Origin of the sequence: Bradyrhizobium amphicarpaeae, from assembly GCF_002266435.3 — a bacterium.
GTDB classification, from domain to species: Bacteria; Pseudomonadota; Alphaproteobacteria; order Rhizobiales; family Xanthobacteraceae; genus Bradyrhizobium; species Bradyrhizobium amphicarpaeae.
The window spans coordinates 5,091,327-5,117,172 of record NZ_CP029426.2 but is presented as its reverse complement, the minus strand read 5'-3'; the positions used below and the strand labels follow the sequence as shown (position 1 = coordinate 5,117,172).

General features: G+C 64.2%; 23 protein-coding genes. 14 read left to right on the top strand and 9 right to left on the bottom strand.

Translation table 11 applies throughout. The annotated features are described in order from the left end of the window. Nucleotides 1-1,104 carry an ABC-type transport auxiliary lipoprotein family protein gene (locus CIT40_RS24030; protein ID WP_094891401.1) on the top strand — a complete coding sequence of 368 codons (1,104 nt, stop codon included), beginning with the start codon at nucleotides 1-3 and terminating at the stop codon, nucleotides 1,102-1,104. 6 nt (nucleotides 1,105-1,110) lie between these two features. Here CIT40_RS24030 and CIT40_RS24025 read toward each other — a convergent pair whose 3' ends face one another. Further along, nucleotides 1,111-1,428, bottom strand: coding sequence for a c-type cytochrome (locus CIT40_RS24025; RefSeq protein WP_094891402.1), 318 nt, complete (start codon nucleotides 1,426-1,428; stop codon nucleotides 1,111-1,113). A gap of 154 nt (nucleotides 1,429-1,582) precedes the next feature. On the opposite strand from CIT40_RS24025, the gene CIT40_RS24020 reads away from it, so the two are divergent. From CIT40_RS24020 to CIT40_RS24010, 3 genes are all read left to right on the top strand, one after another. Then, the gene (locus tag CIT40_RS24020; protein WP_094891403.1) at nucleotides 1,583-2,296 is read left to right on the top strand and encodes a helix-turn-helix domain-containing protein; all 714 of its coding nucleotides are present in this window, start codon (nucleotides 1,583-1,585) and stop codon (nucleotides 2,294-2,296) included. A gap of 26 nt (nucleotides 2,297-2,322) precedes the next feature. Beyond that, entirely contained in the window at nucleotides 2,323-2,514 is a 192-nt protein-coding gene (locus CIT40_RS24015; RefSeq protein WP_094891404.1) for a hypothetical protein, read from the top strand. 260 nt (nucleotides 2,515-2,774) lie between these two features. Beyond that, nucleotides 2,775-3,503 (top strand): Crp/Fnr family transcriptional regulator, encoded by a 729-nt coding sequence (locus CIT40_RS24010; protein ID WP_094891405.1) that lies wholly within the window; start codon nucleotides 2,775-2,777, stop codon nucleotides 3,501-3,503. A gap of 7 nt (nucleotides 3,504-3,510) precedes the next feature. On the opposite strand, the gene CIT40_RS24005 is transcribed toward CIT40_RS24010, so the two are convergent. Continuing rightward, nucleotides 3,511-4,287, bottom strand: a complete 777-nt coding sequence (locus CIT40_RS24005; protein ID WP_094891406.1) for a cyclase family protein — start codon at nucleotides 4,285-4,287, stop codon at nucleotides 3,511-3,513. Nucleotides 4,288-4,578: 291 nt separating this feature from the next. Here CIT40_RS24005 and CIT40_RS24000 point away from each other — a divergent pair, with 291 nt between their 5' ends. The 4 genes from CIT40_RS24000 (at nucleotide 4,579) to CIT40_RS23985 (ending at nucleotide 8,282) form a co-directional block, all read left to right on the top strand. Beyond that, nucleotides 4,579-5,550: a TRAP transporter substrate-binding protein gene (locus CIT40_RS24000; RefSeq protein WP_094891407.1), complete on the top strand. Its 972-nt coding sequence runs from the start codon at nucleotides 4,579-4,581 to the stop codon at nucleotides 5,548-5,550. 69 nt (nucleotides 5,551-5,619) lie between these two features. Next, entirely contained in the window at nucleotides 5,620-6,171 is a 552-nt protein-coding gene (locus tag CIT40_RS23995; RefSeq protein WP_094891408.1) for a TRAP transporter small permease, read from the top strand. Then, nucleotides 6,162-7,454, top strand: a complete 1,293-nt coding sequence (locus tag CIT40_RS23990; RefSeq protein WP_094891409.1) for a TRAP transporter large permease — start codon at nucleotides 6,162-6,164, stop codon at nucleotides 7,452-7,454. The genes CIT40_RS23995 and CIT40_RS23990 overlap by 10 nt, the downstream gene beginning before the upstream one ends. Before the next feature lie 21 nt (nucleotides 7,455-7,475). Further along, nucleotides 7,476-8,282 carry an SDR family NAD(P)-dependent oxidoreductase gene (locus CIT40_RS23985; protein WP_094891410.1) on the top strand — a complete coding sequence of 269 codons (807 nt, stop codon included), beginning with the start codon at nucleotides 7,476-7,478 and terminating at the stop codon, nucleotides 8,280-8,282. A gap of 14 nt (nucleotides 8,283-8,296) precedes the next feature. Here CIT40_RS23985 and CIT40_RS23980 read toward each other — a convergent pair whose 3' ends face one another. Genes CIT40_RS23980 through CIT40_RS23965 form a run of 4 tightly spaced genes read right to left on the bottom strand, consistent with a single transcriptional unit; the run spans nucleotide 8,297 to nucleotide 12,581 of the window. Then, nucleotides 8,297-8,995 carry a molybdate ABC transporter substrate-binding protein gene (locus CIT40_RS23980; RefSeq protein ID WP_094891411.1) on the bottom strand — a complete coding sequence of 233 codons (699 nt, stop codon included), beginning with the start codon at nucleotides 8,993-8,995 and terminating at the stop codon, nucleotides 8,297-8,299. Next, the gene (locus tag CIT40_RS23975; protein WP_094891412.1) at nucleotides 8,992-11,124 is read right to left on the bottom strand and encodes a xanthine dehydrogenase family protein molybdopterin-binding subunit; all 2,133 of its coding nucleotides are present in this window, start codon (nucleotides 11,122-11,124) and stop codon (nucleotides 8,992-8,994) included. The genes CIT40_RS23980 and CIT40_RS23975 overlap by 4 nt, the downstream gene beginning before the upstream one ends. Continuing rightward, nucleotides 11,121-11,591 carry a (2Fe-2S)-binding protein gene (locus CIT40_RS23970; RefSeq protein WP_094891413.1) on the bottom strand — a complete coding sequence of 157 codons (471 nt, stop codon included), beginning with the start codon at nucleotides 11,589-11,591 and terminating at the stop codon, nucleotides 11,121-11,123. Before CIT40_RS23970 ends, CIT40_RS23975 begins: the two co-directional genes overlap by 4 nt. A 15-nt stretch (nucleotides 11,592-11,606) precedes the next feature. Continuing rightward, nucleotides 11,607-12,581, bottom strand: coding sequence for a tripartite tricarboxylate transporter substrate binding protein (locus CIT40_RS23965; RefSeq protein WP_162307650.1), 975 nt, complete (start codon nucleotides 12,579-12,581; stop codon nucleotides 11,607-11,609). A 234-nt stretch (nucleotides 12,582-12,815) separates the two neighbouring features. Between CIT40_RS23965 and CIT40_RS23960 the strand changes: the two genes are divergently transcribed. Next, complete coding sequence (locus CIT40_RS23960) at nucleotides 12,816-14,918, top strand: molybdopterin oxidoreductase family protein (RefSeq protein ID WP_094891414.1); 2,103 nt, start codon at nucleotides 12,816-12,818, stop codon at nucleotides 14,916-14,918. On the opposite strand, the gene CIT40_RS23955 is transcribed toward CIT40_RS23960, so the two are convergent. Further along, nucleotides 14,915-16,285, bottom strand: coding sequence for a caspase family protein (locus CIT40_RS23955; RefSeq protein WP_094891415.1), 1,371 nt, complete (start codon nucleotides 16,283-16,285; stop codon nucleotides 14,915-14,917). The two genes, CIT40_RS23960 and CIT40_RS23955, sit on opposite strands and share 4 nt — an antisense overlap. Before the next feature lie 168 nt (nucleotides 16,286-16,453). On the opposite strand from CIT40_RS23955, the gene CIT40_RS23950 reads away from it, so the two are divergent. After that, on the top strand, nucleotides 16,454-17,236 hold the full coding sequence (locus CIT40_RS23950) for an enoyl-CoA hydratase/isomerase family protein (RefSeq protein ID WP_094891416.1): 783 nt from the start codon (nucleotides 16,454-16,456) through the stop codon (nucleotides 17,234-17,236). A 150-nt stretch (nucleotides 17,237-17,386) separates the two neighbouring features. On the opposite strand, the gene CIT40_RS23945 is transcribed toward CIT40_RS23950, so the two are convergent. Next, the gene (locus CIT40_RS23945; RefSeq protein ID WP_094891417.1) at nucleotides 17,387-17,815 is read right to left on the bottom strand and encodes a GlcG/HbpS family heme-binding protein; all 429 of its coding nucleotides are present in this window, start codon (nucleotides 17,813-17,815) and stop codon (nucleotides 17,387-17,389) included. Further along, complete coding sequence (locus tag CIT40_RS23940) at nucleotides 17,808-20,816, bottom strand: FAD-binding and (Fe-S)-binding domain-containing protein (protein ID WP_162307649.1); 3,009 nt, start codon at nucleotides 20,814-20,816, stop codon at nucleotides 17,808-17,810. The genes CIT40_RS23945 and CIT40_RS23940 overlap by 8 nt, the downstream gene beginning before the upstream one ends. 218 nt (nucleotides 20,817-21,034) lie before the next feature. Between CIT40_RS23940 and CIT40_RS23935 the strand changes: the two genes are divergently transcribed. From CIT40_RS23935 to CIT40_RS23920, 4 genes are all read left to right on the top strand, one after another. Beyond that, nucleotides 21,035-22,234 carry a pyridoxal-phosphate-dependent aminotransferase family protein gene (locus CIT40_RS23935; protein WP_094891418.1) on the top strand — a complete coding sequence of 400 codons (1,200 nt, stop codon included), beginning with the start codon at nucleotides 21,035-21,037 and terminating at the stop codon, nucleotides 22,232-22,234. Nucleotides 22,235-22,345: 111 nt separating this feature from the next. Beyond that, the gene (locus CIT40_RS23930) at nucleotides 22,346-23,143 is read left to right on the top strand and encodes an enoyl-CoA hydratase/isomerase family protein (RefSeq protein ID WP_094891419.1); all 798 of its coding nucleotides are present in this window, start codon (nucleotides 22,346-22,348) and stop codon (nucleotides 23,141-23,143) included. A gap of 143 nt (nucleotides 23,144-23,286) precedes the next feature. After that, nucleotides 23,287-23,991, top strand: a complete 705-nt coding sequence (locus CIT40_RS23925; RefSeq protein ID WP_148667222.1) for a hypothetical protein — start codon at nucleotides 23,287-23,289, stop codon at nucleotides 23,989-23,991. A 6-nt stretch (nucleotides 23,992-23,997) separates the two neighbouring features. After that, a complete protein-coding gene (locus tag CIT40_RS23920; protein ID WP_094891421.1) occupies nucleotides 23,998-25,074 on the top strand; it encodes a helix-turn-helix domain-containing protein in 1,077 nt (358 codons plus the stop codon). Nucleotides 25,075-25,846: the final 772 nt, after the last annotated feature.

Below are 25,846 nucleotides of genomic sequence, written 5' to 3'. Positions count from 1 at the left end.
ATGGAAACCCGCGCTCCCTACGTGCTGATCGGCAGTTTCGTGCTGGCCGCGATCCTCGCAGTGTTCGGCTTCGTCTATTGGTTGAACAACACCGGCGGCATCGGGCCCCGCACGAACTACCACGTGCAGTTCCAGGGTTCGGTCCCGGGCCTCCTGGTCGGCGCCGGCGTGTTGTTCAACGGCATCCGTGTCGGAGAGGTGACCCAGCTCGGGCTCGCGCCCGACAACCCGCGCTTCGTCAACGCGACGATCTCGGTTGCGACCGCCACGCCGGTGCGTTCCGACACCAAGGTCGGTCTTGAATTCCAGGGCCTGACCGGCGTGCCGGTGGTGACGTTGGAGGGCGGCGTGATCGTCGCCAAAACCGGCGAGCCCCTGACCTTGATCGCGGAGGCCGGCGCCGGCCAGAGCATGACGCAGGCGGCGCGCGATGCGCTGCGGCGGGTCGACACGGTGCTTCAGGACAATTCCGGCCCGCTGAAGGACACCATCGCGAATTTCAAGACGTTCTCCGACGGCCTCGCGCGCAACACCGGCAAGCTCGACGGCATTCTGGCGGGCCTGGAGAAGATGACCGGCGGCGGCGCTCCCGCGCAGAAGATCACCTACGATCTGCACACGCCGCAGAGCCTCGGGCCGGCCGGCAAGACGCTCTCGGCGTCGCTGGCCATTCCAGAGCCGAGCGCGGTCGCAATGCTGCAGACCCAGCGCATGCTGTTCGCGCCCGTTGGGGACCGGCCTGGCTTTGCCGACTTCCTCTGGGCCGACAGCATTCCGAAATTGGTGCAGGCGCGCCTGATCGACAGCTTCGAGAACTACGACATCGCCCACGCTCCGCTGCGCACGAGCGATCTCGGTCAGGCGGATTACCAACTCCTGATCGACATCCGCAGCTTCCGGATCGCCACGGAGGGCGAGGCACGGGTCGAGATCGGACTGTCGGCGCGGATCGTCGACAAGAACGGCAAGGTGGTGGCATCGCGCCTGGTCGAGAGCAGCGAAAAGCTCGACAAGGTCGAGCCGGCCGCCGCAGTTGCCGCCTTCGATGCGGCCTTTGCCCGCATCGCCAAAGAGCTGATCGGGTGGACCGTGCAGGCGGTGTGACGCCGTCTATTCCAGCGTCTTCAGGTAGGATAGAAGGTCGTGGATCTGGTTCGGATTGAGCTCGAAGGCCGGCATGTCGGCGTGGCCGGTGTAGATTCCTTCGGCCAGCGCTTCGCCAAGGGTCTCGATCGGGTAACTCCGGTGCAGATTGCGCAGCGGCGGCGCGCCCTCGAGCGGGCTACGCGAGACGCGGTCGATCGCGTGACAACGTGCGCAATTGGCCCGGGCAAACGCCTCGCCACGCTGCTCGGCAGTGGGAGCCGCCAGCGCAGGCGTGATCAGAAGCAGCCCAATCAGGCCGTGACGTAAGGCGCTTTGCAGCATGGAAAGGTGATCCCGTCGAACTCTGGAAGGAGAATATGACGGGGATGCCACTCAAATTTGATCTCTGTCAATTGGCTTTGGCGCAGTGCAGTAAAATGCACCCGCGAGGCGGACTCGGCCGGGGGGCAGAGCAGACCGACGCTGGGAGCGGTGGATGAAGCCTTCCGTGGTCACGATTGAGCCGAACGGGCACCTTTGCAGCGATTGTGCCGTACGCGGCGTGGCGGTTTGTTCGTCGCTGAATACCGCCGAACTCAGGGAATTCGAGCATCTCGGGCGCCGCGTTCATTTCAACTCCGGCGAAACCGTGTTCTCCGAGGAGGACATCACGACCTCGTTCTACAACGTCCTCGAAGGCGTCATGCGGCTGTACAAGCTGCTGCCCGATGGCCGGCGGCAGATCGTCGGTTTTGCCTTGCCGGGCGATTTCCTGGGGATGAACATCTCCGGCCGGCACAATTTTTCGGCCGATGCGATCGGCGTCGTGACCGTGTGCCAGTTCGCCAAAGCGCCCTTCGGCCGTTTCATCGAAGACCGGCCGCAACTGCTCAAGCGGATCAACGAGCTGGCCATCCGTGAATTGAGCCAGGCCCGCGACCACATGGTCCTGCTCGGCCGCCGCTCGGCCGACGAGAAGGTTGCGACCTTTCTGCTCGGGTGGCGCGAGCGGCTGGTCACGCTCAAGGGGCTGTCGGACACGGTTCCGCTTCCAATGAGCCGTCAGGACATCGCCGACTATCTCGGCCTGACCATTGAAACCGTCAGCCGCACCTTCACCAAGCTGGAGCGTCACGGCGTGATCGAGATCATCCACGGCGGCATCAGCCTGCTGGATTCTGCCCGTGCCGAGGCGATGGCCGCAGCCTGACATTTAGTTCGGCATCCCTGACGTTTTTGATCTCGATCAATGACGCCGGCCAGCTGCAGCAAAATAATGCCCAAAACTTCCGGGAGGGGATGATGCCTGCTGATGCGCTGCTGGTGACTGTTATCGTTGTCGCGATCTTCGTCGTATTTGGTGTGACCTTGGCTTGGGCCGACCGGCAAACCAGTTCACACCGGCTCGATTCGGATTCCAAGCGCTGAAGTTTCCACGCCGTTCGCCCGCTTGGACCGGTCGGCGCGATTCGCTGTTGGCCAGCGCCTCAACGCAATCGCGGCATGCTTTGACTGCAACTCTGCATCTATCAAGCGCATCGGCGCATCCTTTGGATGTATAATTCGGCGTGACCGCGATCTTTTCGCGGCATTTGCCACAGATCGCGCGCGTGCTTTCCGGTTGAAAAGCCTGATAACGTTGACTACGCAGGAACCCCAGTGCCTCGTAGTCTTAGGAGCCCCGCGGCGTGCCTCAGGACAAGACCGGCGATCCCCGACAGTCGGCGGGCAACAAGTTATCGGTCCTGCGCAAGCACCCGATCTTCGCGGATCTGGAGCCGGAAGCGCTGGATCAGCTCTGCCGCTACGCCAAGCACACCAATGTGAAGCGTGGCGCGACGATCGCTGCCAAGGGCGATCCCGGTAACAATCTGTTCGCGGTGATCACGGGGACAGTGAAGATTTCCTCCTCGTCGCCCGACGGGCGCAACGCGATTCTCAACCTGATCGGTCCCGGCGAAATCTTCGGCGAGATCGCGGTGCTCGACGGCGCTCCCCGCTCGGCTGATGCGACCGCCAACACCAATTGCGAGCTCTACATCATCGATCGCCGGGACTTCCTGCCGTTCGTGAAGAGCCAGCCGGCGCTGGCGATGAAATTCATCGAGTTGCTCTGCGCGCGTCTGCGCTGGACCAGCCAGCAGGTCGAGCAGGTCATCCTCCAGAATCTGCCGGGCCGGCTGGCGAGCGCGCTGCTCGGTCTCACCGAGGAGCGCAAGTTCGACTCCGGCAGCGGCACGCTGGCCATCACGCAGCAGGAGATCAGCGAGATGGTGGGGATGACGCGCGAGAGCATCAACAAGCAATTGCGCGCCTGGGCCGGCCGCAATTGGGTTCGCCTCGAGCACGGCGCCATCGTCGTGCTCGACACGGACGCACTGCGCGAACTCGCCGAGAGCGGCCTCGACGGCGAGTGATCCCGCTCTAATCCTCGATGACGGCGACCGCGCGGGTCCAGCCCGCGGAGGCGCGTTCGATCTTCACCGGAAAGCACGAGACGGTGAAACCGGTCGAGGGCAGCTGTTCGAGATTGTGCAGCTTCTCCAGATGGCAATAGCCGATGTGCCGGCCCGCCTTGTGGCCCTCCCAGATCAGGCCGGCATCTTTGGTCTCGGCATATTTCTTTGCGGTGTAGACGAACGGCGCGTCCCAGCTCCAGCCGTCGGTGCCGGTCAGCCGCACGCCGCGTTCGAGCAGATATATGGTGGCCTCATAGCCCATGCCGCAGCCGGAGTTGACGTAGTCGGCCTGACCGAATTTGGCGCCGGCGCTGGTGTTGACGACCACGATCTCCAGCGGCGACAGCGTGTGCCCGATGCGCTTGAGTTCCTGCTCGACATCGTCGGCACCAGCCACGTAGCCGTCGGGCAGATGCCGGAAGTCGAGCTTCACGCCGGGCTGAAAGCACCATTCCAGCGGGACCTCGTCGATCGTCCATGACTGCTCGCCGCGGTTCATGGTCGGATGGAAGTGCCAGGGCGCATCGAGATGCGTGCCGTTATGGGTCGACAGCGACACCTGCTCGACGGCCCAGCCCTGTCCATCAGGCAAATCCTGCGCCTTGAGGCCGTCGAAAAATTGCAGCATTCGGGGCAGGCCCTGCTGGTGATCGATGTACTGGATGCTCGGATGGTTGCCGGGCGGATCGGCCGTCACGTCGTTTCTGAGCGGCACAGAGATATCGATCAGCTTCCGCGCCATGGGCATTCCTTCGAGATAGTCCGCTGTTCCGGACATCTTGAGGGGCCTCTCTTGGTCGCGTCAAGTCAAGTCGCGGCGACGCAAGCCGTTCCGCCGGCTTCCCCGACGACGCGAATTGCCCCGGATTGATCGATGCAACTGCGGCATCGATCAATGCCGGATTTGGCTTGGACATGGAATGCCGCGCGCCCTAGGGACGACATTGGCGCTTGACTTCACACCGGAAGGGGAGCGACCCAAGGCGGCCTGCAGCCTGCCGACAACGACATAATCAACCAGGAGGAAGCCCAGATGAAGACACTTACCGGTATCATCGCAGCCGTTGCATTGGTGCTCTCAGCGCCACTGGCGACCGCACGCGACTTCCGCTCCGCCGACATCCATCCCGCAGATTATCCGACCGTCGAGGCCGTCAAGTTCATGGGCAAGCAGCTCGCGACGGCGAGCGGCGGCAAGCTCGGCGTCAAGGTGTTTCCCAACGGAGCCCTGGGCTCCGAGAAGGACACCATCGAGCAACTCAAGATCGGCGCGCTCGACATGATGCGGATCAACGCGTCGCCGCTCAACAATTTCGTGCCGGAAACCATCGCGTTGTGCCTACCGTTCGTGTTCCGGGACACACAGCACATGCGCACCGTCCTCGACGGGCCGATCGGCGATGAGATCCTGGCGGCCATGGAGCCCGCTGGATTGGTCGGGCTTGCCTATTACGATAGCGGCGCCCGGTCCATTTACACCGTCAAGGCGCCGGTCAAGTCGCTTGCGGACCTGAAGGGCCTGAAGATCCGCGTCCAGCAGTCCGATTTGTGGGTCGGCATGATCCAGAGCCTAGGGGCCAACCCGACGCCGATGCCGTATGGCGAGGTCTATACCGCGCTCAAGACCGGCCTGGTGGATGCCGCCGAAAACAACTGGCCCTCCTACGAATCGTCGCGCCATTTCGAGGCCGCCAAGTTCTACAACATCACCGAGCACTCCCTGGCGCCGGAAGTTCTGGTGATGTCCAAGAAGGTCTGGGACACGCTGAGCAAGGAGGATCAGGCCATGATCCGCAAGGCGGCTAAGGAATCGGTGCCGGTCATGCGCAAGCTCTGGGACGAGCGTGAGCAGGCGTCCCGCAAGACGGTCGAGGCCGCCGGCGTTCAGGTCGTCACGATCGCCAACAAGCAGGAATTCGTCGATGCGATGAAGCCGGTGTACCAGAAGTTCGCCGGCGACGAGAAGCTGCAGGGCCTCGTCAAGCGTATCCAGGACACGAAGTAAGACATGGCGGCGTCGGGTCCGGCGTCACCCGCGAGGTGACACCGGACCCTCGCAAGGGGAGACGCGGGAATGACGGACCCACATGTCGCAGACCACGAGCAGGGGGCGGTTGCCGCACGCCCGGCGACCGGCTTGCTGTCGCGGATCAATGCCAGGATCGCGCGCGCGGGCATGTACCTGTCCGTGAGCGGACTGCTCCTCATCGTCACCGTCGTGTTCTACCAGGTGTTCGGCCGGTATGTGCTCAATTCGAGCCCGACCTGGACGGAGAACCTTGCGCTGGTTCTCATCCTCTATGTCACGCTGATCGGCGCCGCCGTCGGCGTGCGCGATGCCGGACACATCGGAATGGACAGCCTGCTGGTGATGCTGCCCGAGCACGCGCGCGAGAAGATCGAGCTCGTGATCCACGTCCTGGTGGCCGCGTTTGGCGTCGCGATGGCCTATAACGGCTGGATTCTCGGCGCATCGGTCGGGACCGTGAAGATCCCCAATCTCGGCCTCCCCGAGGTCGTTCGCTACGTCCCGTTGATCGCCTCCGGCGTTCTGATCGTCTCCTTTTCAATCGAGCACATCATTGCTCTCTTGCGCGGCGAAGAGGTCGTCCCCTCATGGAACTGATCATTCTCGGGGCTTCCTTCTTCGGTTTCCTGATCCTCGGCGTCCCCGTCGCCTTCGCGATCGGCCTCTCGGCGATCTGCACCATCCTCTACGAGGGCCTGCCGGTCGCCGTCATCTTCCAGCAGATGATGTCGGGGATGAACATCTTCTCGTTCCTTGCGATTCCCTTCTTCGTCTTCAGCGGCGAGCTGATGCTGCATGGCGGGGTCGCCGACAAGATCGTGCTGCTCGCCAAGAATCTCGTCGGGCACATCCGCGGCGGGCTCGGCATGTCGAACGTGGTCGCCTGCACGCTGTTCGGCGGCGTCTCCGGCTCGCCCGTGGCCGACGTGTCGGCGATGGGCGCGGTGATGATCCCGATGATGAAAAAGGAGGGGTTCGACACCGACTACGCCGTCAACGTCACCACCCATGCGTCGCTGGTGGGCGCCTTGATGCCGACCAGCCACAACATGATCATTTATGCCCTGGCCGCCGGCGGCAAGGTCTCGATCGGCGCGCTGATCGCTGCCGGCCTCTTGCCGGCGATCGTGCTGATGGCGTGCATGCTGGTCGCCGCTTACGGCGTTGCGGTGAAGCGAGGCTATCCGGCCGGCAAGTTTCCGGGCTGGGCCGAGGTTTTCCGCTCGCTCGCGGCCGCGCTGCCCGGCCTTCTGATCGTCGGCATCATCTTGACGGGCATCCTGTCCGGGGTCTTCACGGCAACCGAATCCGCAGCCGTCGCGGTCACCTATACGATGCTGCTGACGTTCTTCATCTACCGCACCATGACCTTGAGCAACTTCCTGCGCGCCGCCGCCAAGGCGGTGAAGACGACGGGCGTGGTGCTGCTGCTGATCGGCGTCTCCACCATGTTCCAGTATCTCATGGGACTCTACGAGGTGGCCGATCTCGCCGGCGAGATGATGGGCAAGGTCTCCACCCAACCCTGGGTCATCTTCCTGCTCATCAATGTCATCCTGTTCGTGCTCGGCACGTTCATGGACATGGCGGCGACCATCCTGATCTGCACCCCGATCTTCCTGCCGATCGCGATGAAGGCGGGTATGGATCCGGTGCAGTTCGGCATGCTGATGCTGATCAACTGCGCCCTCGGGCTGAACACCCCGCCGGTCGGAACGACGCAGTTCGTGGGCTGCGCCATTGGCGGCATTTCGGTCGGCGCGGTGATGCGCACCATCCTGCCGTTCTATGCCGCGCTGATCGCAGCCCTGATGTTCGTGACTTACGTCCCCGCATTCTCGCTGTGGCTGCCCCGCCTGCTGATGGGCTACAAGGGCTAGCAGCACCAGGAGAATCCATCCGTGACCGACTATCGCAAGCTCTTTGATCTCACCGGCAAGACGGCCGTGGTGCTCGGCGCCGCATCGGGCATCGGCAAATCGTCGGCCGAGGCGCTGGCCGGGCTGGGCGCAAGCGTGTTCTGCGCTGATCGCGCGCTTGACGCCGCTGAAGCGACTGCTGCCGGCATTCGCGACAAGGGCGGCTGGGCGGAAGCGGCGGCTTGCGACGCTGCGAGCGCTGCGGACGTCAATGCGCTGGCCAAAACGGTGATGCAGAAATTTCCCCGGCTCGACATCGCCGTGACGACGCCTGGTCTCAACATCCGCAAGACCATCCTCGATTACACCGAGGAGGATCTCGACCGCGTCCTCAATCTTAACGTCAAGGGCACGGTGTGGTTCTTCCAGGCCTTCGGCCGCATCATGGTGGCGCAAAAGGGCGGCAGCATCATCGCCTGCTCGTCGGTGCGCGCGGTCACCATCGAGCCGGGCCTCGGCGTCTATGGCTCGACCAAGGCGGCGATCGGCCTGCTGGTGAAGGGCTTTGCCTCCGAGGTCGGCCATGCGGGCGTGCGCGTCAACGCGATCGCGCCGAGCATCGCGGAGACTGCGCTGACCGGTCCGTTCAAGCAACGGCCCGACATCTACAATCTCTACGCCGGCCACACCGTGTTCAACCGTTGGAGCAGCGCCGACGAGGTCGCGACAGCGGTGGCCTATCTCGCCTCGGACGCCGCGAGCTATGTCAGCGGCAGCACGCTGTTCGTCGATGGCGGCTGGACCGCCGTCGACGGCCCGCCGACAGGCCTCACCCAGCTGCACAAATAGGGCCTCATCGGCATCTAGCCGGCGAACCCGACGCGCTGGCGCAGCTCCTTCCGATCTGCGCTGGTCAGCAACGCGATCAGCGCGGCCGCTTCCTTTGGATGCGCTGCGCTCGCGGTCACGCCGGCCGTGTACATCGTCACCAGCTCGCAGCCAAGCGGCAGCGCCCCTGACAGTGCAATGCCGTCGGTCGCGATGATCTCGGTCGCCTGCGTGCATCCGATCGGTCTTGCTGCCGTCGATGCCGCGAGCTCTCGCATCGCCGTTGCACCGTTCGGAAATATCTTGAGGCGCGAGGCAACTTCATAGGCGATGCCGAGCTGGTCCAGCACTTTTGCGACATGCTGGCCGGCGGTCGAGGCCTTGGTGTCGGGGACGTAGATGGCATCGGCGCTGCGCAGCACCTCGCGCAGATCTCCCTGGGTCTTCACCATCACCTTGGGATCGCGGCTGCGGACAGCCAGCGCGGTCTCGACCCGGCCGACATCCGTGATCGAGAAGGGGACTACGAGCTTCTCTTCGGCAAGCTTCGCAAGCAGCGCCTGCGTCAGGATCACGAGATCGGCCGGGGTTCCCGCGCGCAACTTGTCCGCCATGATGCCGACCGCGCCGAATTCGCCTTCGATATCGAGGCTGGTTTGCGCCTTGAAGAGGCCGCTGAGGTCGCGCACCAGGCCTTGCGCCGCGCCGCCGCTCAAGATGGTCACTGTCTTCAAGGCGCACGCTCCATCGCTGCAATGATCCTGTCCCGCGTGATCGGCAGGTCGCGCACGCGCACGCCGAGGCAATCGTAGACCGCGTTGGCAATCGCCGCCGTCACCGGGCCGTGCGCGGCCTCGCCGGCGCCGACCGGCTCGATCTCCGGCCGCTGGATGATCTCGACATCCACCGCCGGCACCTCGCTGAAGGTTAGGATCGGATAGTCGGTCCAGGAAGTCGAGGTGATGCGGCTCCGGTCGAAGCGGACGCGTTCCTTCAGCACCCAGCTCGTGGCCTGGATCGCGCCGCCTTCGATCTGATTGGTGACGCCGTCGGGATTGATGGCTTCGCCGACATCGACCGCGAGCGTCAGTCGCTTGACGCGGATGTCGTCGGTGCCCTCGATTTCGGCAATCGCGGCACAATATGCCCCCGTATTCTTGTAGCGCGCAAAGCCGACGCCGTGGCCGATGCCGGGCTGCTTCTGCGGCCTCCATCCGGCACGTCGCGCCGCAGCGCTGATGACATCGCGCGCCCGTTCGTCGCGCAGATGCCGCAGGCGGAATGCGATCGGGTCTTCACCGCGCAGCGCCGCGATCTCGTCGAGCAGGGATTCGATGGCAAACACATTGCCTTGTCCGCCCAAGGTCCGCAGCGCCGAGGTCCGCACCGGCATGGTCAGCAGCCGGTGGCTGGTGATGGTCCAGGCCGGAAAGTCATAGAGCGGAATAGAGTTGCGGTCGCCGCCGCCGCCATTCGCAGCCGGCGGGTTGGTCGAGATCATGCGTGGATAGGGATTTGCGATCTCGCTCGCCGCCAGAAGTGCGGGCTGCGCTGCGCGTCCCGGCCGTGCCGCATGGCCGTTGCTCCAGATCGCGTGGCGCCAACCGACGATCTCGTGGTCGGCGTCGAGATCGGCCTCGATCTCGACGGCCATCGCTGCGCCGAACGGCGCGTGAGACATCTCGTCGTGGCGCGACCACTGCACCCGGACCGGACGTCCGCTGGCCGCTTTCGCCAGCAACACGGCATCGAGCGCGACGTCGTCGGCCGCGTTGTGCCCATAGCAGCCGGCGCCCTCGATGTGCTCGACGACGATGTGGTCTTCCGGCAGCGTCAGCACGATCGCGAGATCGGTGCGGAGCAAATAGACGCCCTGGCTGTGCGTCCAGACGTGGACGCGATCGCCGTTCCATTGCGCCACGGCGCAGGACGGCGCGATCGAGGCATGTGCGATGTAGGGGCGGGTGTATTGCCGGAGTAGCGTTTGGGTGGGATTGCGGGCCGGCCCCGCCATCCTGGTATCGATGATTGTGGTCTCGACCGGTTGGCTCTTCAAAAAGCCCGCCAGATCGTCTTCGTCCGGCAGGGGCTCGCCGGCCGACCACGTCGCGCCCTTGCTTAAGACTTTGAGTGCCGCTTCCGCCGCAATCTCGCTGTCGGCGACCACGCCGGCAAAGCCGCCGTCGCGGACGATCGCAACGAGGCCGGGGACCACGCGCACAGCCTTCTCATCGAGTGTGATCAATCCGGCGCCCGAGAGATCCGGCCGCAGCACGCGTCCGTGCACCATTCCCGGCAGCGCAAGGTCATGGATGAAACGCGGCCGCGCAAACACCTTGTCGGGAATGTCGACACGCTGGACCGAATGTCCGGCGATGGTGCGCCGGGCGGCACCCTTCGCTGTGGGGCCTGCGGTGGCGTCATGGTCGAGCGAGACCTCGCCCATCAGCTCCCAATAACTTGTCCTGACATTGCCGGGGCCTGAGATCGTGCCGTCATCGATATCGAGCCGCGAGGCATCGATTCCAAAGCGTTCTGAGGCGACGGCGAGGAAGCGCTGGCGCACCTCGGCACAGACCTGGCGCAGCGCGCGGCCGGACTGCTGGATCGAGAGACTGCCCGAGGTGACGCCTTCGTTCGGACTGGTCGCCGTCGAGGCGCGGATCATCTCGATCCTGGCGATCTCGACGTCGAGCTCGTCCGCCGCGATCTGCGCTAGCGCCGTGACGATGCCCTGGCCGATCTCGACCTTGCCGGGCGAGATCGCCACACGGCCGTCATCGGTGAATCGCAGCCATGACGACAGCTTGGGATTGGCGACGAGGCTGACCGGCAGTTTCGGGGCAGGGGACGACGTGCTCATGATGTCGCCATCTCTGCCGCCGCACGCAGGACGGCGCGGACCATGCGGCTGTGCGACCCGCAGCGGCACAGGTTGCGATCCAGTGCCGCTCTGACCTCTGCCTCCGTCGGCGACGGATTGCGCTTCAGCAGCGCCGCCGCGCTGATCAGGATGCCGGATACGCAATAGCCGCACTGCATCGCCTGCTCGGCGATGAAGGCGCGTTGCAACGGATGTGGTGCGCCCACCGTGCCGAGGCCTTCCACCGTGACGACGTCCTTGTCCGCGACCGACCACATCGGCATGTCGCAGGACGCCATGGCGCGATCGCCGACCAAGACGTAACAGGCGCCGCATTCGTTGGCACCGCAGCCGAAATGCGCACCCGTGACACCGAGCCTGCCGCGCAGCACGTCGAGCAGCGTCCGATCGGGCTCGGCATCCACGGTCGTCGCTGCGCCATTGAGCCGGAATTGAATGGTCGGCATGATCGCTCTGCGGCCTCAGGACTTGTCGAACTTCTTGACGACGTCGGCCCATTTCTCGATGTCGCCGCGCAGGAATTTCTCGAATTCTGCCGGTGTCATGGACATAGGCACGGCACCCTGTTCCGTCCAGAGCTTGACGATGTCGGGCCGCTTCACCATTGCGTTGACGGCGGCATTGAGCTTGTCGATGATCGGCTTCGGCGTGCCGGCAGGCGCCATCAAGCCTAGCCAGATCGTCGCCTCATAACCGGGTACACCCGCTTCACCGGATGTCGGCACGTTCGGCAGCACGGCGGAGCGCTGCTTGCCGGTGGTGGCGAGCGCGCGCACCTGGTTCTCGGCGATGTTCGGCGCCATCGCCGGCACCGCGTCGATCATCATCTGCACCTGTCCGCCGATCACGCCGCTGCGCGCCTCGCCGCTGTTGCGATAGGGAACGTGGACGACATCGATGCCGGCCATGGCTTTGAACAGCTCGCCGGCCATGTGATAGGGCGTGCCCTGACCGGACGAGGCGTAGTTCAGCTTGCCCGGCTGCGCCTTGGCGAGCGCGATGAACTCGGCCAGCGTCTTCACCGGCACTTGCGGATTCACCACGATGACGAGATCGGAATAATTCACCGGCGCGATCGGCGCGAGGTCGCGCATCAGCTCGTATTTGCGTTGGTCCGCCGTCAGCAGCGATTCGTTCGCTGTCTGGGTGTTAGACATCATCAGCAGCGTGTAGCCGTCGGCCGGCGACTTCGCCGCCTCAATCGTGCCGATGACGCCGCCTGCGCCGGTGCGGTTCTCGACCACGAAAGGCTGGCCAAAGCTCTCCTGCAGCACATTGCCGATCAGCCGGGCCGCGACGTCGGCCGGCCCGCCGGCACCGAAGGGAACGACGATCCGGACGGCGTGGCTGGGATAATCCTGTGCAAATGAGGGGGCTGCGGAGACTGCGGCAAGCAGGCCGGCCGCCAAGGCCAGCACGGATCTTCGGGCGATCATGCCCACCTCCCTGATATCGTTCTTGTTGGCCGGCACTGTAGCGGCAGGGAATGCGGACTGTCGACGCCTCACAAGGGGGATTGGGCTGGGAATACCGGGTGGCTTTCGGTGTGGCGGGTCCTTCTTTCGCGCTTGCAGCAGGAACCCACGGCGCGTGCGGTTTGAGCAGATCGCATGGGCCGTGCCGGATAAATGCGCTCGGCTGGCCGGTATTTTGGTGTTACGAACTGGGACATGAACCAGCACGCCAAGATCGACAGCAAGATCGAAATCCGCCATTCGACCTGCCCGCATGATTGCCCATCGGCCTGTGCGCTCGATGTCGAGGTGATCGAAGGCCGCAGCATCGGCCGTGTCCGCGGTTCGAAAAAGCAGACCTACACGGCCGGCGTCGTCTGCGCCAAGGTCGCCCGCTACGCCGAGCGTATTCATCATCCCGAGAGGTTGATGTATCCGCTGCGCCGAACGGGTGCGAAGGGCTCCGGGCAATTCGCGCGCATCTCTTGGGACGAAGCGCTGGACGAGATCGGGCATCGCTTCAATCAGGCCGAGCGCGAGTTCGGCGCGGAATCGATCTGGCCCTATTACTATGCCGGCACGATGGGCCTCGTGATGCGCGACGGCCTCAATCGCCTCACGCATGTGAAGAAGTATTCGCGCTTCTATCAGACCATCTGCGCCAATGTCGCGCGCATCGGCTTCGCGATCGGCACCGGCAAGATCGCCGGCGTCGATCCGCGCGAGATGGCGCTGTCCGACCTCGTCGTGATCTGGGGCACCAATCCCGTCAACACCCAGGTCAACGTGATGACGCACGCCGCCCGCGCGCGCAAGGAGCGCGGCGCGAAGATCGCGGCGGTCGACATCTACGACAACGACACCATGAAGCAGGCCGACATCAAGATCATCCTGCGGCCCGGCACCGACGGCGCCTTCGCATGCGGCGTCATGCACGTCCTGTTCCGCGACGGCCACGCCGACCGCGCCTACATGGACAAATACACCGACTGCCCGGCCGAACTCGAGGCGCATCTGAAGACGCGCACGCCGGAATGGGCGTCCGCGATTTGCGGCGTACCGGTTTCCGAGATCGAGGCCTTTGCCAAGGCGGTCGGCGAGACCAAGCGCACCTTCTTCCGCTTCGGTTACGGCTTTACGCGGAGTCGCAACGGTGCCACGCAGATGCACGCGGCCAATTGCATTCCCGCGGTGACCGGCGCCTGGCAGTATGAAGGCGGCGGCGCCTTCTTCAACAATTACGCGCTGTGGCACTTCAACGAATCCATCATCGAGGGCCACGACGCCATCGACCCGAGCATTCGTGCGCTCGACCAGTCCAAGATCGGTCGCGTCCTCACCGGCGATGCCGATGCCCTGCATGGCAAAGGCCCGGTCAAGGCGATGCTGATCCAGAACACCAATCCCATGACGGTGGCGCCGGAGCAGGCGCTGGTCCGCCAGGGCTTTGCGCGCGAGGATCTGTTCGTCGCGGTGCACGAGCAGTTCATGACCGAGACGGCGCAAATGGCGGACATCGTGCTGCCGGCTACCATGTTCATGGAGCATGACGATCTCTATTACGGCGGCGGCCACCAGCACATCTCTGTCGGGCCGAAGCTGATCGACCCGCCCGGCGAATGCCGCTCCAACCATCAGGTGCTGCAGGCGCTGGCGCCGCGCCTGGGCGCGAGGCATCCGGGTTTCGAGATGATGCCGCGTGAATTGATCGACGCGACGCTGAAGCTGAGCAATCACGGCGACATCGCCGGCTTGGAGGCCGACCTCTGGCGCGACCTGCAACCGGACTTCCGCACCTCGCATTATCTCGACGGCTTTGCCCATGCCGACAGGAAATTCCATTTCAAGGCCGACTGGGCGCATCCGCCGTTCGGTGTGACGATGGGCGATGTCGACAGCATGCCTGGTTTGCCGGACCATTGGGCGGTGATCGAGCAGGCCGACCAGGTCCATCCGTTTCGGCTTGCGACCAGCCCTTCGCGCAGCTTCCTCAACACCACCTTCAACGAGACGCCGTCCTCGCAGGCGCGCGAGGGCAAGGCGAGCGTGATGATCCATCCGCTGGATGCGGCTGCGCTCGACATCGCCGACGGCGATGCGGTGACGCTCGGCAATACCCGGGGCGAGACCACGCTGGTGGCGACGCTGTTCGACGGCGTGCGGCGCGGCGTGCTGATTGCGGAGTCCGTTCATCCCAACAGGAATCACGTCGGCGGTCGCGGCATCAACATGCTGACCGGCGCCGAAGCCGTCGCGCCGATCGGCGGCGCCGCTTTCCACGACAACAAGGTCTGGATCAGGAAAGCCGCCACCGCTTAGGGCATGCACTCCGAGACGCCGTAGCCTGCGAACTCCTTCGCGATATCCGGGTTCATCGACTTTGCCGACGCAATGTCGGTGGCGCCGTCGCCGCCGCTCTTGCGGGTGGCGATGCCACGGCCGAACAGCGACGATGAGGAGCGCGGGTTGCGCTGGATCGCGTCGGTGTAGTCTTTGATCGCTTCCGCATTGCGCCCGAGCTTGAGGTTGACGAGACCACGGCTGTCGAGCGCATCGCTCAAGCCGGGATCGATCTGCAGTGCAAGGTTGCAGTCGGTCAGCGCGCCTTGCAGGTCGCCGGTCGCGGCGCGCGTCCAGCAGCGGTTGTTCAGCGCCTGCGCATCCCTGGGATCCCTGCGGATCACCACGTCGAAATCCTGCATGGCGAGCGCATGCGCGCGCTTGATCGCATAGACCTGGCCGCGCTTGTAGCGCGAGACGATGTCATTGGTGTTCGCCGCGATCTTGCGGCTGAGATCGGCGATGACGGGATCCCTGGCAAGATCGTCGGCGCTCGGGGGTAGCTCTGCTCGCGACGTCTCGCAGACCGGGATTTGCTGCTCGGGTTTCGCCGGCGTCGCGTCGCCCTTGTGGTCGGAGGGCTGGGGCAACGGCCCCGCGAACGAGAATTCCGTGGTCAGCGAGGACGACAGCCACGGCACCTGCTCGCGCTTGGTCGCGGCGACGACGCCGTTCTTGGTGTTGGTCAGGGCCTGCTCGGCGCTGATGTTCGGCGCGCGCATCTCGCGCAGCAGCTCCGCGACGAACAGGCCATGATCGGTCTTGCCGCCGGCCGCGACAGCGCCGAGCGCGGCTGAGTAGAGCACGAGCGAATTGCTCGGCGCGATCGCCGGCGCGAGGCCTGCCGAATAGCGGCGGAAGCGCCGTTCGAACGGGTTGCGGCGCGAGGCGTCGATCAGCGCGATCTTGATCGCGGCGCCGCGCGTGTTCATCTCGGCGAGGATGCTGTCGAGGCTGAAGCCGTCGCGCGCCACATCCGGCTCGGTCCAGATCTGCGCGTCGACGGGAAGCAAATAGGTCTGCCGGTTCGACTGGATGGCAAAACCGTCGAAGAAGATCAGCGCCACCGCGCCGCGCTCGATGCGGGCATAGAAGCGATCCAGCGCCTGCCGCATGGCGTCGGCCGTGAGATTGTTCTGGCGGTCGACGGTGAAGCCGTCGCGCTTCAGTTCTTCGGTGACGTCCTGGGTGTCGTTGGCGACGTCGTTCAGCACGAATTCGTTGTCGGGATATCTGGCGTTGCCGATCACCAGCGCCAGTTTGGCGGCATCGGCGGCGCGGCTCGCGCCCAGGACGAGCAGGCCTGCCAGCAGCAACATCTTCGCGGCGCGCATGAAATGGCTCATCGGTGATCAAAATCTCCAGTCAGGATAGCGGCCGTCACCCGTAATTCAATCGCCAAGCGAATTTGCGCCCACACGCTATGGTGACAAGAGGTTGTAGATTGGCCTTGCACGCTCCGCCCGTCCTGCCGCAAATGGCTGCAAAACGGATGGCAAGGAAGCGAGCGTACCATGACCGACACCACAGCAGTCGTCACCGAGAAGCGCGGGCAGGCGTTCTGGATCACCATCAACCGGCCGGAGAAACGCAACGCGCTGAACGGCGAGGTCATCGCCGGCATCACCAAAGGCTATCGCGACGCGCATGACGACAAGGACGTCCGCGTCATCGTGCTGACGGGCGCGGGCGACAAGGCGTTCTGCGCGGGCGCCGATCTGCAGAATTCCGGCGCGGCTTTCGCGATGGATCATTCCAAACCAAATGTGGACTATGCCGATCTGTTACGTTTGTCACAGAACGCCACCAAACCCGCGATTGCGCGCGTCGGCGGCGTCTGCATGGCCGGCGGCATGGGCCTGCTCTGCATGACCGACATGGCGGTCGCGGCCGATCATGTCGTCTTCGGCCTGCCGGAGGTGAAGGTCGGCGTGTTCCCGATGCAGGTGCTGAGCCTTCTGCAGTCCATCGCGCCGCCGCGCCTCGTCAACGAATGGGCGCTCACCGGCGAGCCGTTCGACGCCAGGACGGCGCAGGCCGCGGGCCTGCTCAACCATGTCGTCGCTGCCGCCGAACTCGATGCCAAGGTCGACTGGCTGATCGGCCGCATCGTCGACAAGTCCCCGACCGCGATCCGCCGCGGCAAATACGCCATGCGCGCCATCGCCTCGATGTCGTTCGACGAGAGCATCGCCTACACCGAAAGCCAGATCGCGCTGCTCGCGATGACCGAAGACGCCAAGGAAGGCCTGAAGGCCTTCAGCGAAAAGAGGAAGCCGGTCTGGACGGGGAGGTAGAGGGGGGCTCGCTTTCTCAGCTTCGCAATGACGGAGTATGCTGAAGCGCCGCGGCTCTCTTTGTAGCCCGGGTGAGCGAAGCGATACCCGGGACCGCGCTCTCGTCATTCCCGGATGTCGCTACGCTCATCCGGGCTACGGGACCGGACCTCACCCAGCGTTTGCCTTCAGCCCCGCCGCCTGGATACCGGCCACCGCGCAGGCCTCGTCATTGTCGGAGGTGTCGCCGGAGACGCCGACGGCGCCGAGCAGGGTCGTGCCGTCCATGATCAGCACGCCGCCGGGGACCGGCACCAGCGCGCCCCTGGCGATGGTGTTCACGGCGTCGATGAAATAGGCCTGCTCCTGGGCGCGCTGGAACAGGGCGCGCGAGCCCATGCCCAACGCGAGCGCGCCATAGGCCTTGCCGTGCGCGATCTCGCCGCGCATCAGGCTGGTGCCGTCCTGCGCCGCGGCGAGCTTGAGCACGCCGCGCGCGTCGAGGATGGTGACGACCAGCGGCTTGAGCTTGAGTTCGCCGGCCTTCGCGAAGGCGGCGTCGAGGATCTTGCGGGCGGTGTCGAGGGTGAGGTCAGCCATGGCTGGTTTCCTTTGCAGCGGTTGAGGTAGACAGGTTTTCAGTGCGATCGAGGCTCATCGCCAGCACGCGCGCGACGTGAAGCGCCTCGCGCTTCGTGCCGTCATGGATCTGGTGTCGGCAGGAGGTGCCGTCGGCAACGATCAGCGTCGTCCGGTCCGCGCGCCGCACCGCGGGCAGCAGCGACAGCTCCGCCATCTCGATCGAGGCATCATAGGTATCCGCGCCGTAGCCGAACGCGCCCGCCATGCCGCAGCAGCTCGACTCGATGGTCTCGACGGCAAGTCCTGGGACAAGACGCAGCACCTGCTCGACCGGCTTGAAGGCGCCGAAGGATTTTTGATGGCAATGGCCGTGGACGACAGCCTTGTCGGCGATGGTGCCGAGCGGCAGCTGCAGCCGTCCGGCCTCGGCCTCGCGCACCAGGAATTCCTCGAAAGTCAGCGCGTGGGCGCCGACCGCCTTGGCGTCGTCGTCCTTGCGCAGCGAAGCGAGCTCGTCGCGCAGCGTCAACAGGCAGCTCGGCTCCAACCCGACGATCGGCACGCCACGCGCGGCAAAGGGCGCAAACGCGGCCACCAGACGGTCGAGCTCGACCCTGGCTTCATCGACGAGACCGGCGGAAAGGAAGGTGCGGCCGCAGCAAAGCGGCCGGCTGCCGCGCGCCGGCTTCGGCAGGTGCACGCGATAACCGCCGCCCGCGAGCACCCGCAAGGCGGCGTCGAGGTTCTCGCGCTCATAGATGCGATTGAAGGTGTCGGCGAACAGCACGACCTCGCGGCCATCAACAGGTCCAACCACTTCAGCCGCCGGCGCAAACACGTCGCTGCGGAACGCGGGCAGAGCGCGGCGTGCGCTGATGCCGGCAAAGCGCTCGAACAGCTTTCGCAACAGCGGGCTGCGATTGCGCAAATTGGCGAGCGGCGCCAGCCGCGATGCGAGGCCGGCATAGCGCGGGAGGTAACCGACCAGGCGGTCGCGCAATGTCAGGCCGTGAGAGGCGGCGCGCGCGGCCAGCACCTCGATCTTCATCTTGGCCATGTCGACGCCGGTCGGGCACTCATGACGGCAGGCCTTGCAGGAGACACAGAGCTTGAGCGTCTCCATCATCTCGTCGGACGACAGCGCGCCGGGGCCGAGCTGGCCGGAGATCGCGAGCCGCAAGCTGTTCGCACGTCCTCGCGTGACGTCCTTCTCGTTGCGCGTGGCGCGATAGGACGGGCACATCACGCCGCCTTCGAGCTTGCGACAGGCGCCGTTGTTGTTGCACATCTCGACCGCGCCCTGGAAGCCGCCGCCGGCGCCGGGCCAGGCCGACCAGTCGAGTTTGGTGTCGAGGTCGCCGACGCGATAGCCGGGCTTGAACCGGAACAGCGAGCGGTCGTCCATCCTGGGCGCATCGACGATCTTGCCCGGATTGAGCGTGCCGTCGGGATCGAAGCGCTGCTTCACCTCGCGAAAGTCGGCGACGAGGCGTTCGCCGAACATGGTCTCGTGGAATTCGGAGCGCACCAGGCCGTCGCCGTGCTCGCCGGAATGCGAGCCCTTGTATTCGCGCACCAGCGCGAATGCCTCTTCGGCGATGGCGCGCATCGCCTTGACGTCCTTGTCCAGCTTCAAATTCAGCACCGGTCGCACGTGCAGGCAGCCCTCGGAGGCGTGCGCGTACATCGTGCCGCTGGTGCCGTGCCTGGCGAAGACTTCGTTCAGCCGCGCAGTGTAGTCGGCGAGATGCGGCAGTGGCACGGCGCAGTCCTCGACGAAGGAGACCGGCTTGCCCTCCTGCTTCATCGACATCATGACGTTGAGGCCGGCGGCGCGGAAATCGGCGATACCGCTCTGCAGCGCAGGCTCGGTGATTTCGACCACGCCGCCCCATTTGCGCTTGTCGTTGGTCGAGCCAAAGCCGAGGTCGCCCATCAGCTCGCCGAGTTGCTTCAGGCGTACGAGATTGTCGGCCTGGTCCTCTTCGGCGAACTCCACCACCAGCACGGCGTCCGGATCGCCCTTGATCGCCGCATTGATGATCGGCTTGAACATCGCTATGTCGCGGCCGAGCGCGAGCATGGTGCGGTCGACCAGTTCGACCGCGATCGGCTTGAGCTTGACGAGGTGCTGGGCCGCGTCCATCGCTTCGTAGAAGCTGCCGAAATGGCAAACGCCCAGCACCTTGTTGCGGATCACGGGCCACAGCTTCAGTTCGACCTTGGTGGTGAAGGCCAGCGTGCCTTCCGAGCCGACCAGCAGATGCGCCATGTTGTTGCGCGCATTGCGCGGGGTCAGCGCATCGAGATTGTAGCCGCCGACGCGGCGCTGCACCTTGGGAAAGCGCGCAACGATCTCGTCGGCTTCGCGAGCGCCGAGATCGAGCATGTCGCGAAACAGGGCGCGTGCGCTGTCGGTGGGGTCGAGATCGGAGAGATCGCGCGAGACCTCGCCGTAACGGTTCAGCGTGCCGTCGGCCAGCGCCGCTTCCATCGACAGCGTGTTGTCGCGCATCGTGCCGTAGCGCAAGGAACGGCCGCCGCAGGAATTGTTGCCGGCCATGCCGCCGATGGTGGCGCGCGAGGCCGTCGAGACGTCGACCGGAAACCACAGGCCGTGCTTTTTGAGCTGGCGGTTGAGATCGTCGAGCACGATGCCGGGCTCGACCACACAGGTCCGGCCCTCGACGTCGAGCGACAGGATGCGGTTCAGGTGCTTCGACAAATCGACCACGATCCCGTCATTGACGGTCTGGCCGCATTGCGAGGTGCCGCCACCGCGCGGGGTGACCTTGCGGCCCTCGTCACGGGCAATCGCCAGCGCCAGCAAGGCCTCGTCCGTGGTCTTGGGGACCACCACGCCTGCCGGCACGATCTGGTAGAACGAGGCATCGGTGGCGTAGCGGCCACGGCTGAAGGGGTCGAACAGGACATCGCCGGTGATTTCCCGGGCCAGACGTGCAGCCAGGCCATCCTTTTGGGCCGATTCCGGTGATTTTCCAGCCACTTCCGCCGCCATGGTCCGCTTTCGCCTGTTCGCCAGCACCGTCTTGCCTCCCGTCACGGCCCTTGGCAAGCGAGCCCTGCTTCCTGTGCATTGACGGACGTCGCCGGGCGAGGGACAAGCCCGGCGAATAGTGATATGCGAGCGGCTCGCGGGAGCTTGAATTCGGGCCGACCCACGATAGCGCTAAGACGAGTTTCCGAGACAAGCCTCAAAGACCGGGAAGGACGCCGATGACCGTGCACAGTGGAAGGCATTTCCTACAGATTCCAGGACCGACCAACGTGCCCGACCGGGTACTGCGGGCGATGGACATGCCGACGCTGGACCATCGCGGTCCGGAGTTCGCCGAGCTCGGTTTTGCGGTTCTCGCCTCGATGCAGCGGGTGTTCCGCACCAAGCAGCCCGTGATCATCTTCCCCTCGTCCGGCACCGGCGCCTGGGAAGCGGCGATGGTCAACGTGTTCGCGCCGGGCGACAAGCTCCTGATGTGCGAGACCGGCCAGTTCGCCGTGCTGTGGCGCGGCATCGCCGACAAGTTCAAGTTCGACGTCGACTTTATCCCGAGCGACTGGCGCCACGGCGCCGACCTCGCCGAGATCGAGAAGCGCCTCGTCGCCGACAAGCAGCATACGATCAAGGCGGTCTGCGTCGTGCACAACGAGACCTCGACCGGTTGCGTGACGCCGCCGCTGGAGGTGCGCAAGCTGCTCGACCGCGTCAAGCATCCGGCGTTGCTGATGGTCGACACCATCTCCGGCCTCGGCTCGATGGAATATGAGCACGACGCCTGGGGCATCGACGTCTCGGTTGCGGGCTCGCAGAAGGGCCTGATGCTGCCGCCCGGCCTCGGCTTCAACGCCGTCTCGGAGAAGGCGCTCGCGGTCGCCAAGGCCAACCCCGGCATGCGCTCCTACTGGGACTGGCAGGAAGTCATCAATTTCAACAAGCTCGGCACCTTCCCCTATACGCCCGCCACCAATCTGCTCTACGGCCTGCGCGAAGCGGTCAAGATGCTGGAAGAGGAGGGACTGGAGAACGTCTGGACCCGCCACAAGCGCCACAGCGCCGCAACGCGCGCGGCGGCCAAGGTCTGGGGCCTGGAGACGCAGTGCATCGATCCCGCCGCCCACTCGCCGGCGCTGACCGGGGTGCGCGTGCCTGATGGCCACGACGCCGACGCCTTCCGCAAGGTCGTGCTGGAAAACTTCGACATGTCGCTCGGCACCGGGCTGAACAAGGTCAAGGGCAAGGTGTTCCGCATCGGCCATATCGGCCACTTCAACGATCTGATGCTGATGGGTACGCTCGCCGGCGTCGAGATGGGCCTGGATCTTGCAAAGATCCCGCACCGGAGCGGCGGCGTGTTGGCGGCCATGGACGTCCTGAAGGGACGCGACGTGGTGCCGATGACCAAAGCCCAGGTGGCTTAGAGATCCAGGTGGCTTAGAGATCCAGGTGGCTTAGAGACCCAGGTCACTTGGAGGCTCGGGTGGCGTGACGGCCGGCCGGCCCAAGATCAACAAGAGTGAAGTGAGCGCGCGATGAACGCACCGACGACTGCCAACGAAGACCTGCTCTACTCCGTCACGGACGGCATCGCGCGGATCACCTTCAATCGCCCGCAGGCGCGCAACGCCATGACCTTCGCCATGTATGATCGCATGGCGGAGATCTGCCAGGAGATCAACGCCGACCGCTCGATCAAGGCGCTGATCCTGACTGGCGCCGGCGACAAGGCTTTCGCCTCCGGCACCGACATTTCCCAGTTCCGCGCTTTCAAGACCGCGCAGGACGCGCTCGACTACGAGGCGCGGATCGACCGCGTGCTCGGCACGCTCGAGCAGTGCCGCGTGCCCGTTATCGCTGCCATCGCCGGCGCCTGCACCGGCGGCGGCGCCGGCATCGCGGCCTGCTGCGACCTGCGCATCGGCACCGAGACGACGCGGATGGGCTTTCCGATCGCGCGCACGCTCGGCAACTGCCTGTCGATGTCCAACATCAGCCGTGTCGTCGCGCTGGTCGGTCCCGCCCGTACCAAGGATATGATCTTCAAGGCGCGCCTCGTCGAGGCGCCGGAAGCACTGGCGCTCGGCCTGCTCAACGAAATCGTGCCCGATGTCGAGACGCTGCAGCGCCGCGCCGACGAGACCGCAAAGCTCGTTGCCAGCCACGCGCCGCTGACGCTGGAGGCGACCAAGGAAGCGGTGCGCCGTATTCGGCGCACGCTGTCGCGTGAAGAGGGCGAGGACCTGATCCTGAAAGCCTATATGAGCGAAGATTTTCGCGAGGGCATGGACGCCTTCCTCAACAAGCGCACGCCGGTCTGGAAGGGCAAGTAGCCCGGGTCCTTCTTCGCGCCGCTCCAGATGTGGCGCAAAGGGCGCGGGCGATGGTCGAACACCGAGCGCCGGGACGACGGCCAGGAAGCGGTTGGAGATCGCCAAGAAGGCGGCGAAATCCCGGTGGGGCCAGTAGATGCCGCTTGACCATGTTAATTTCTTCTGCCACAAATGAGGTTGAAGAAATTAACATGAGGTTTCCCGATATGCTGGCCGACCGCGTCGTTTCGCAGGATTACGAGGTTGAATTGCGGCTGAACCAGTTCGGCCTGACCGCCAGCGAGTTGATCAGCGTCGTACATCAGGCGGTGGCCGCCAGGGCGGGCTTCGTGCTCAACCACCCGCTGAACGCGGCGGGCCAGTTGTCCTACATCTACGGCACCGGCGCGGTCCGCGACACGCTCCGCGTGAAGGGATGGGAGATCGATCGCACTGGCAACATCGAGTCGACCTACAACCCGACAACCGGCATGAAGATCGTGTTTCAGAACGCTGACAGCGCCTGCGACGACGGCCGCGATCCGAAGGCGATCTCCGACAAGGGACCGGCGGCGTCGAAGGCCGTCACGTTGGGACAGTATAGCTTGTTCCCTGAGTACGAGAAGGAAGACGAGGAGCAGCGCAAGAAGGAGAATGCCGCGCTGTGGTATCTGTTCGTGTACGTCAACGGCGACGACGTTCGCGCCGAACTGTCCTTCCCTAAGAGGATTGAAGACGGACAGTTCAAGGGCTTCAACGAGCGGATCTACATCATCAAGCCCGGCGAGTGGGCGAGCATGATGCCGAAGGTAGACGATGGTGAGCTGCCGGCTCAGGACTTTGAGATCAACGTCACCCGCAAATCGTAACGTCCCATGTTCAATCCGCAGAGAATGAGCCTCGCCCGGAAACGGCGACGGCTCAGCAGCAAGGGATTCGCTGAACTAATCGGCATGTCGCCGGTAACAGTGACGCGCTTGGAGAAAGCGAACAACGAGCCGGAGCCGGCGACTGTCGACCTGATCGCCGAGGCGCTAGGCTTCCCGCGAGATTTTTTCTTTGGTGAAGACGTAGACGAACTGTCAAAGGAGTCTGCCAGCTTCCGCAGCATGACGTCGATGACGGCCAAGGAACGGGACGCGGCGCTCGCATCCGGTTCGCTGGCCTACCTGTTGGCGGACTACGTCACCGCCAAGTTCAATTTGCCGGAGCCAAAGCTCATTGATCTGTCTCATGAGCGGGACCCAGCGGCAGCGGCGCGGACGGTCCGCCAAGTATGGGCGCTGGGCGAACAGCCAATCAGCAACATGATCAAGCTCTTGGAATCGAAGGGCGTCCGTGTCTTCTCGCTAGCGGAGAACACCAAGACTGTGGACGCCTTCTCCTGCTGGCGTAATGATATCCCATACATCTTCCTGAACACGTTCAAGTCAGCTGAGCGGAGCCGTCTTGATGCCGCACATGAGCTAGCTCATTTGATTCTGCATAAGCATGGTGCGCCGCGCCAAAGCCGTGATGCTGAAATTGAAGCGAATAGTTTTGCGTCGTCGTTCTTGATGCCGAAGGCAGACGTGAGATCGCGCTTACCGTTCGTGGCAAGACTGGACGAGCTTGTTGTCGCCAAGAAGCGCTGGGGTGTGTCTACAGCGGCGCTGGCCTATCGCCTGCACAAGCTCGGTGTCCTGAGCGATTGGCAGTACCGAACGTTCTGTATCCAGATTAATCAGAGAGGGTTCGCGACCCAGGAACCGAATAGCCTCCCACGCGAAGAGTCGGTTATATGGAAGAAGGTGTTTACCGATCTTTGGGCTGACCGGATTTCGAAGCGACAGGTTGCCGCCGATCTGCACCTCCCGCCGGATGAACTGGAAAACTTGGTGTTTGGGCTGACCGGGCCGACTGCGCCACCAGAACGAGCCAAGGGGCCGCCAAACCTTAAAGCGGTACAATGAACTTTACGCTTGAAGGATCTTGAAAATGCTTGCCGCTTTATCGCCGCGCTGTGTCCGATGGTCTGAAATTCCAGCGGTAATCTTCGCAAATGAGGGGTCATGAAGCGCGCCGCATCTTTCATTAAACGACCCAAGCTGTGCGTTGCCTGTGGACGGAGCAAGGTCACATTCCCTGCGGTCATCTGTGTAAAATGCGCGGACACTGAGCGGGGACGAAAGGCGCGCGCCAAATTTAGACGTTCTGCCCTGAAGCGAAGTAAAGGCGGCAGCATACGCGCTGTTTCAGGCGGTCTTCCTTCGTTGGGCAAACGGAGCTGAAATTTCAAACTAAGGTAAGTCTTTCAAACGGTTCCGTCCGCCGGAACCGCAATTGTATGCGCCCGCGGTGACGCGTCTACGTTGACGGCGCGGCGAACTCGGGCATAAGATTGCAAAGGTTGCATGATGCCTTGTCGTGTTTTTCGTGCCGACAGGCCGGCCGGCAAGTGATTTTAAGTCCAATCGAATTGACCGACGTGAATTCCGCAAAGCGTTCTGACCGGCCGTGCTGCAACCTGACGTCATTGAATTGAAATTGAACCGAAGACATAGCGACGTAATTTCGACGACGCGAGCCGCGCCAGAATTTCATTGCTGCCGACCATCCCGGGTACGTCCTCGCGAACAAGCCCAAGCTCCTAGATCAAGACCCTAAGCCAACGCTTTGATGCAGGACCGTTGAGTCCAGTCTGATTTTTCAGGCCGATCAGTCACGTCGCCGCGCTCTCATGCG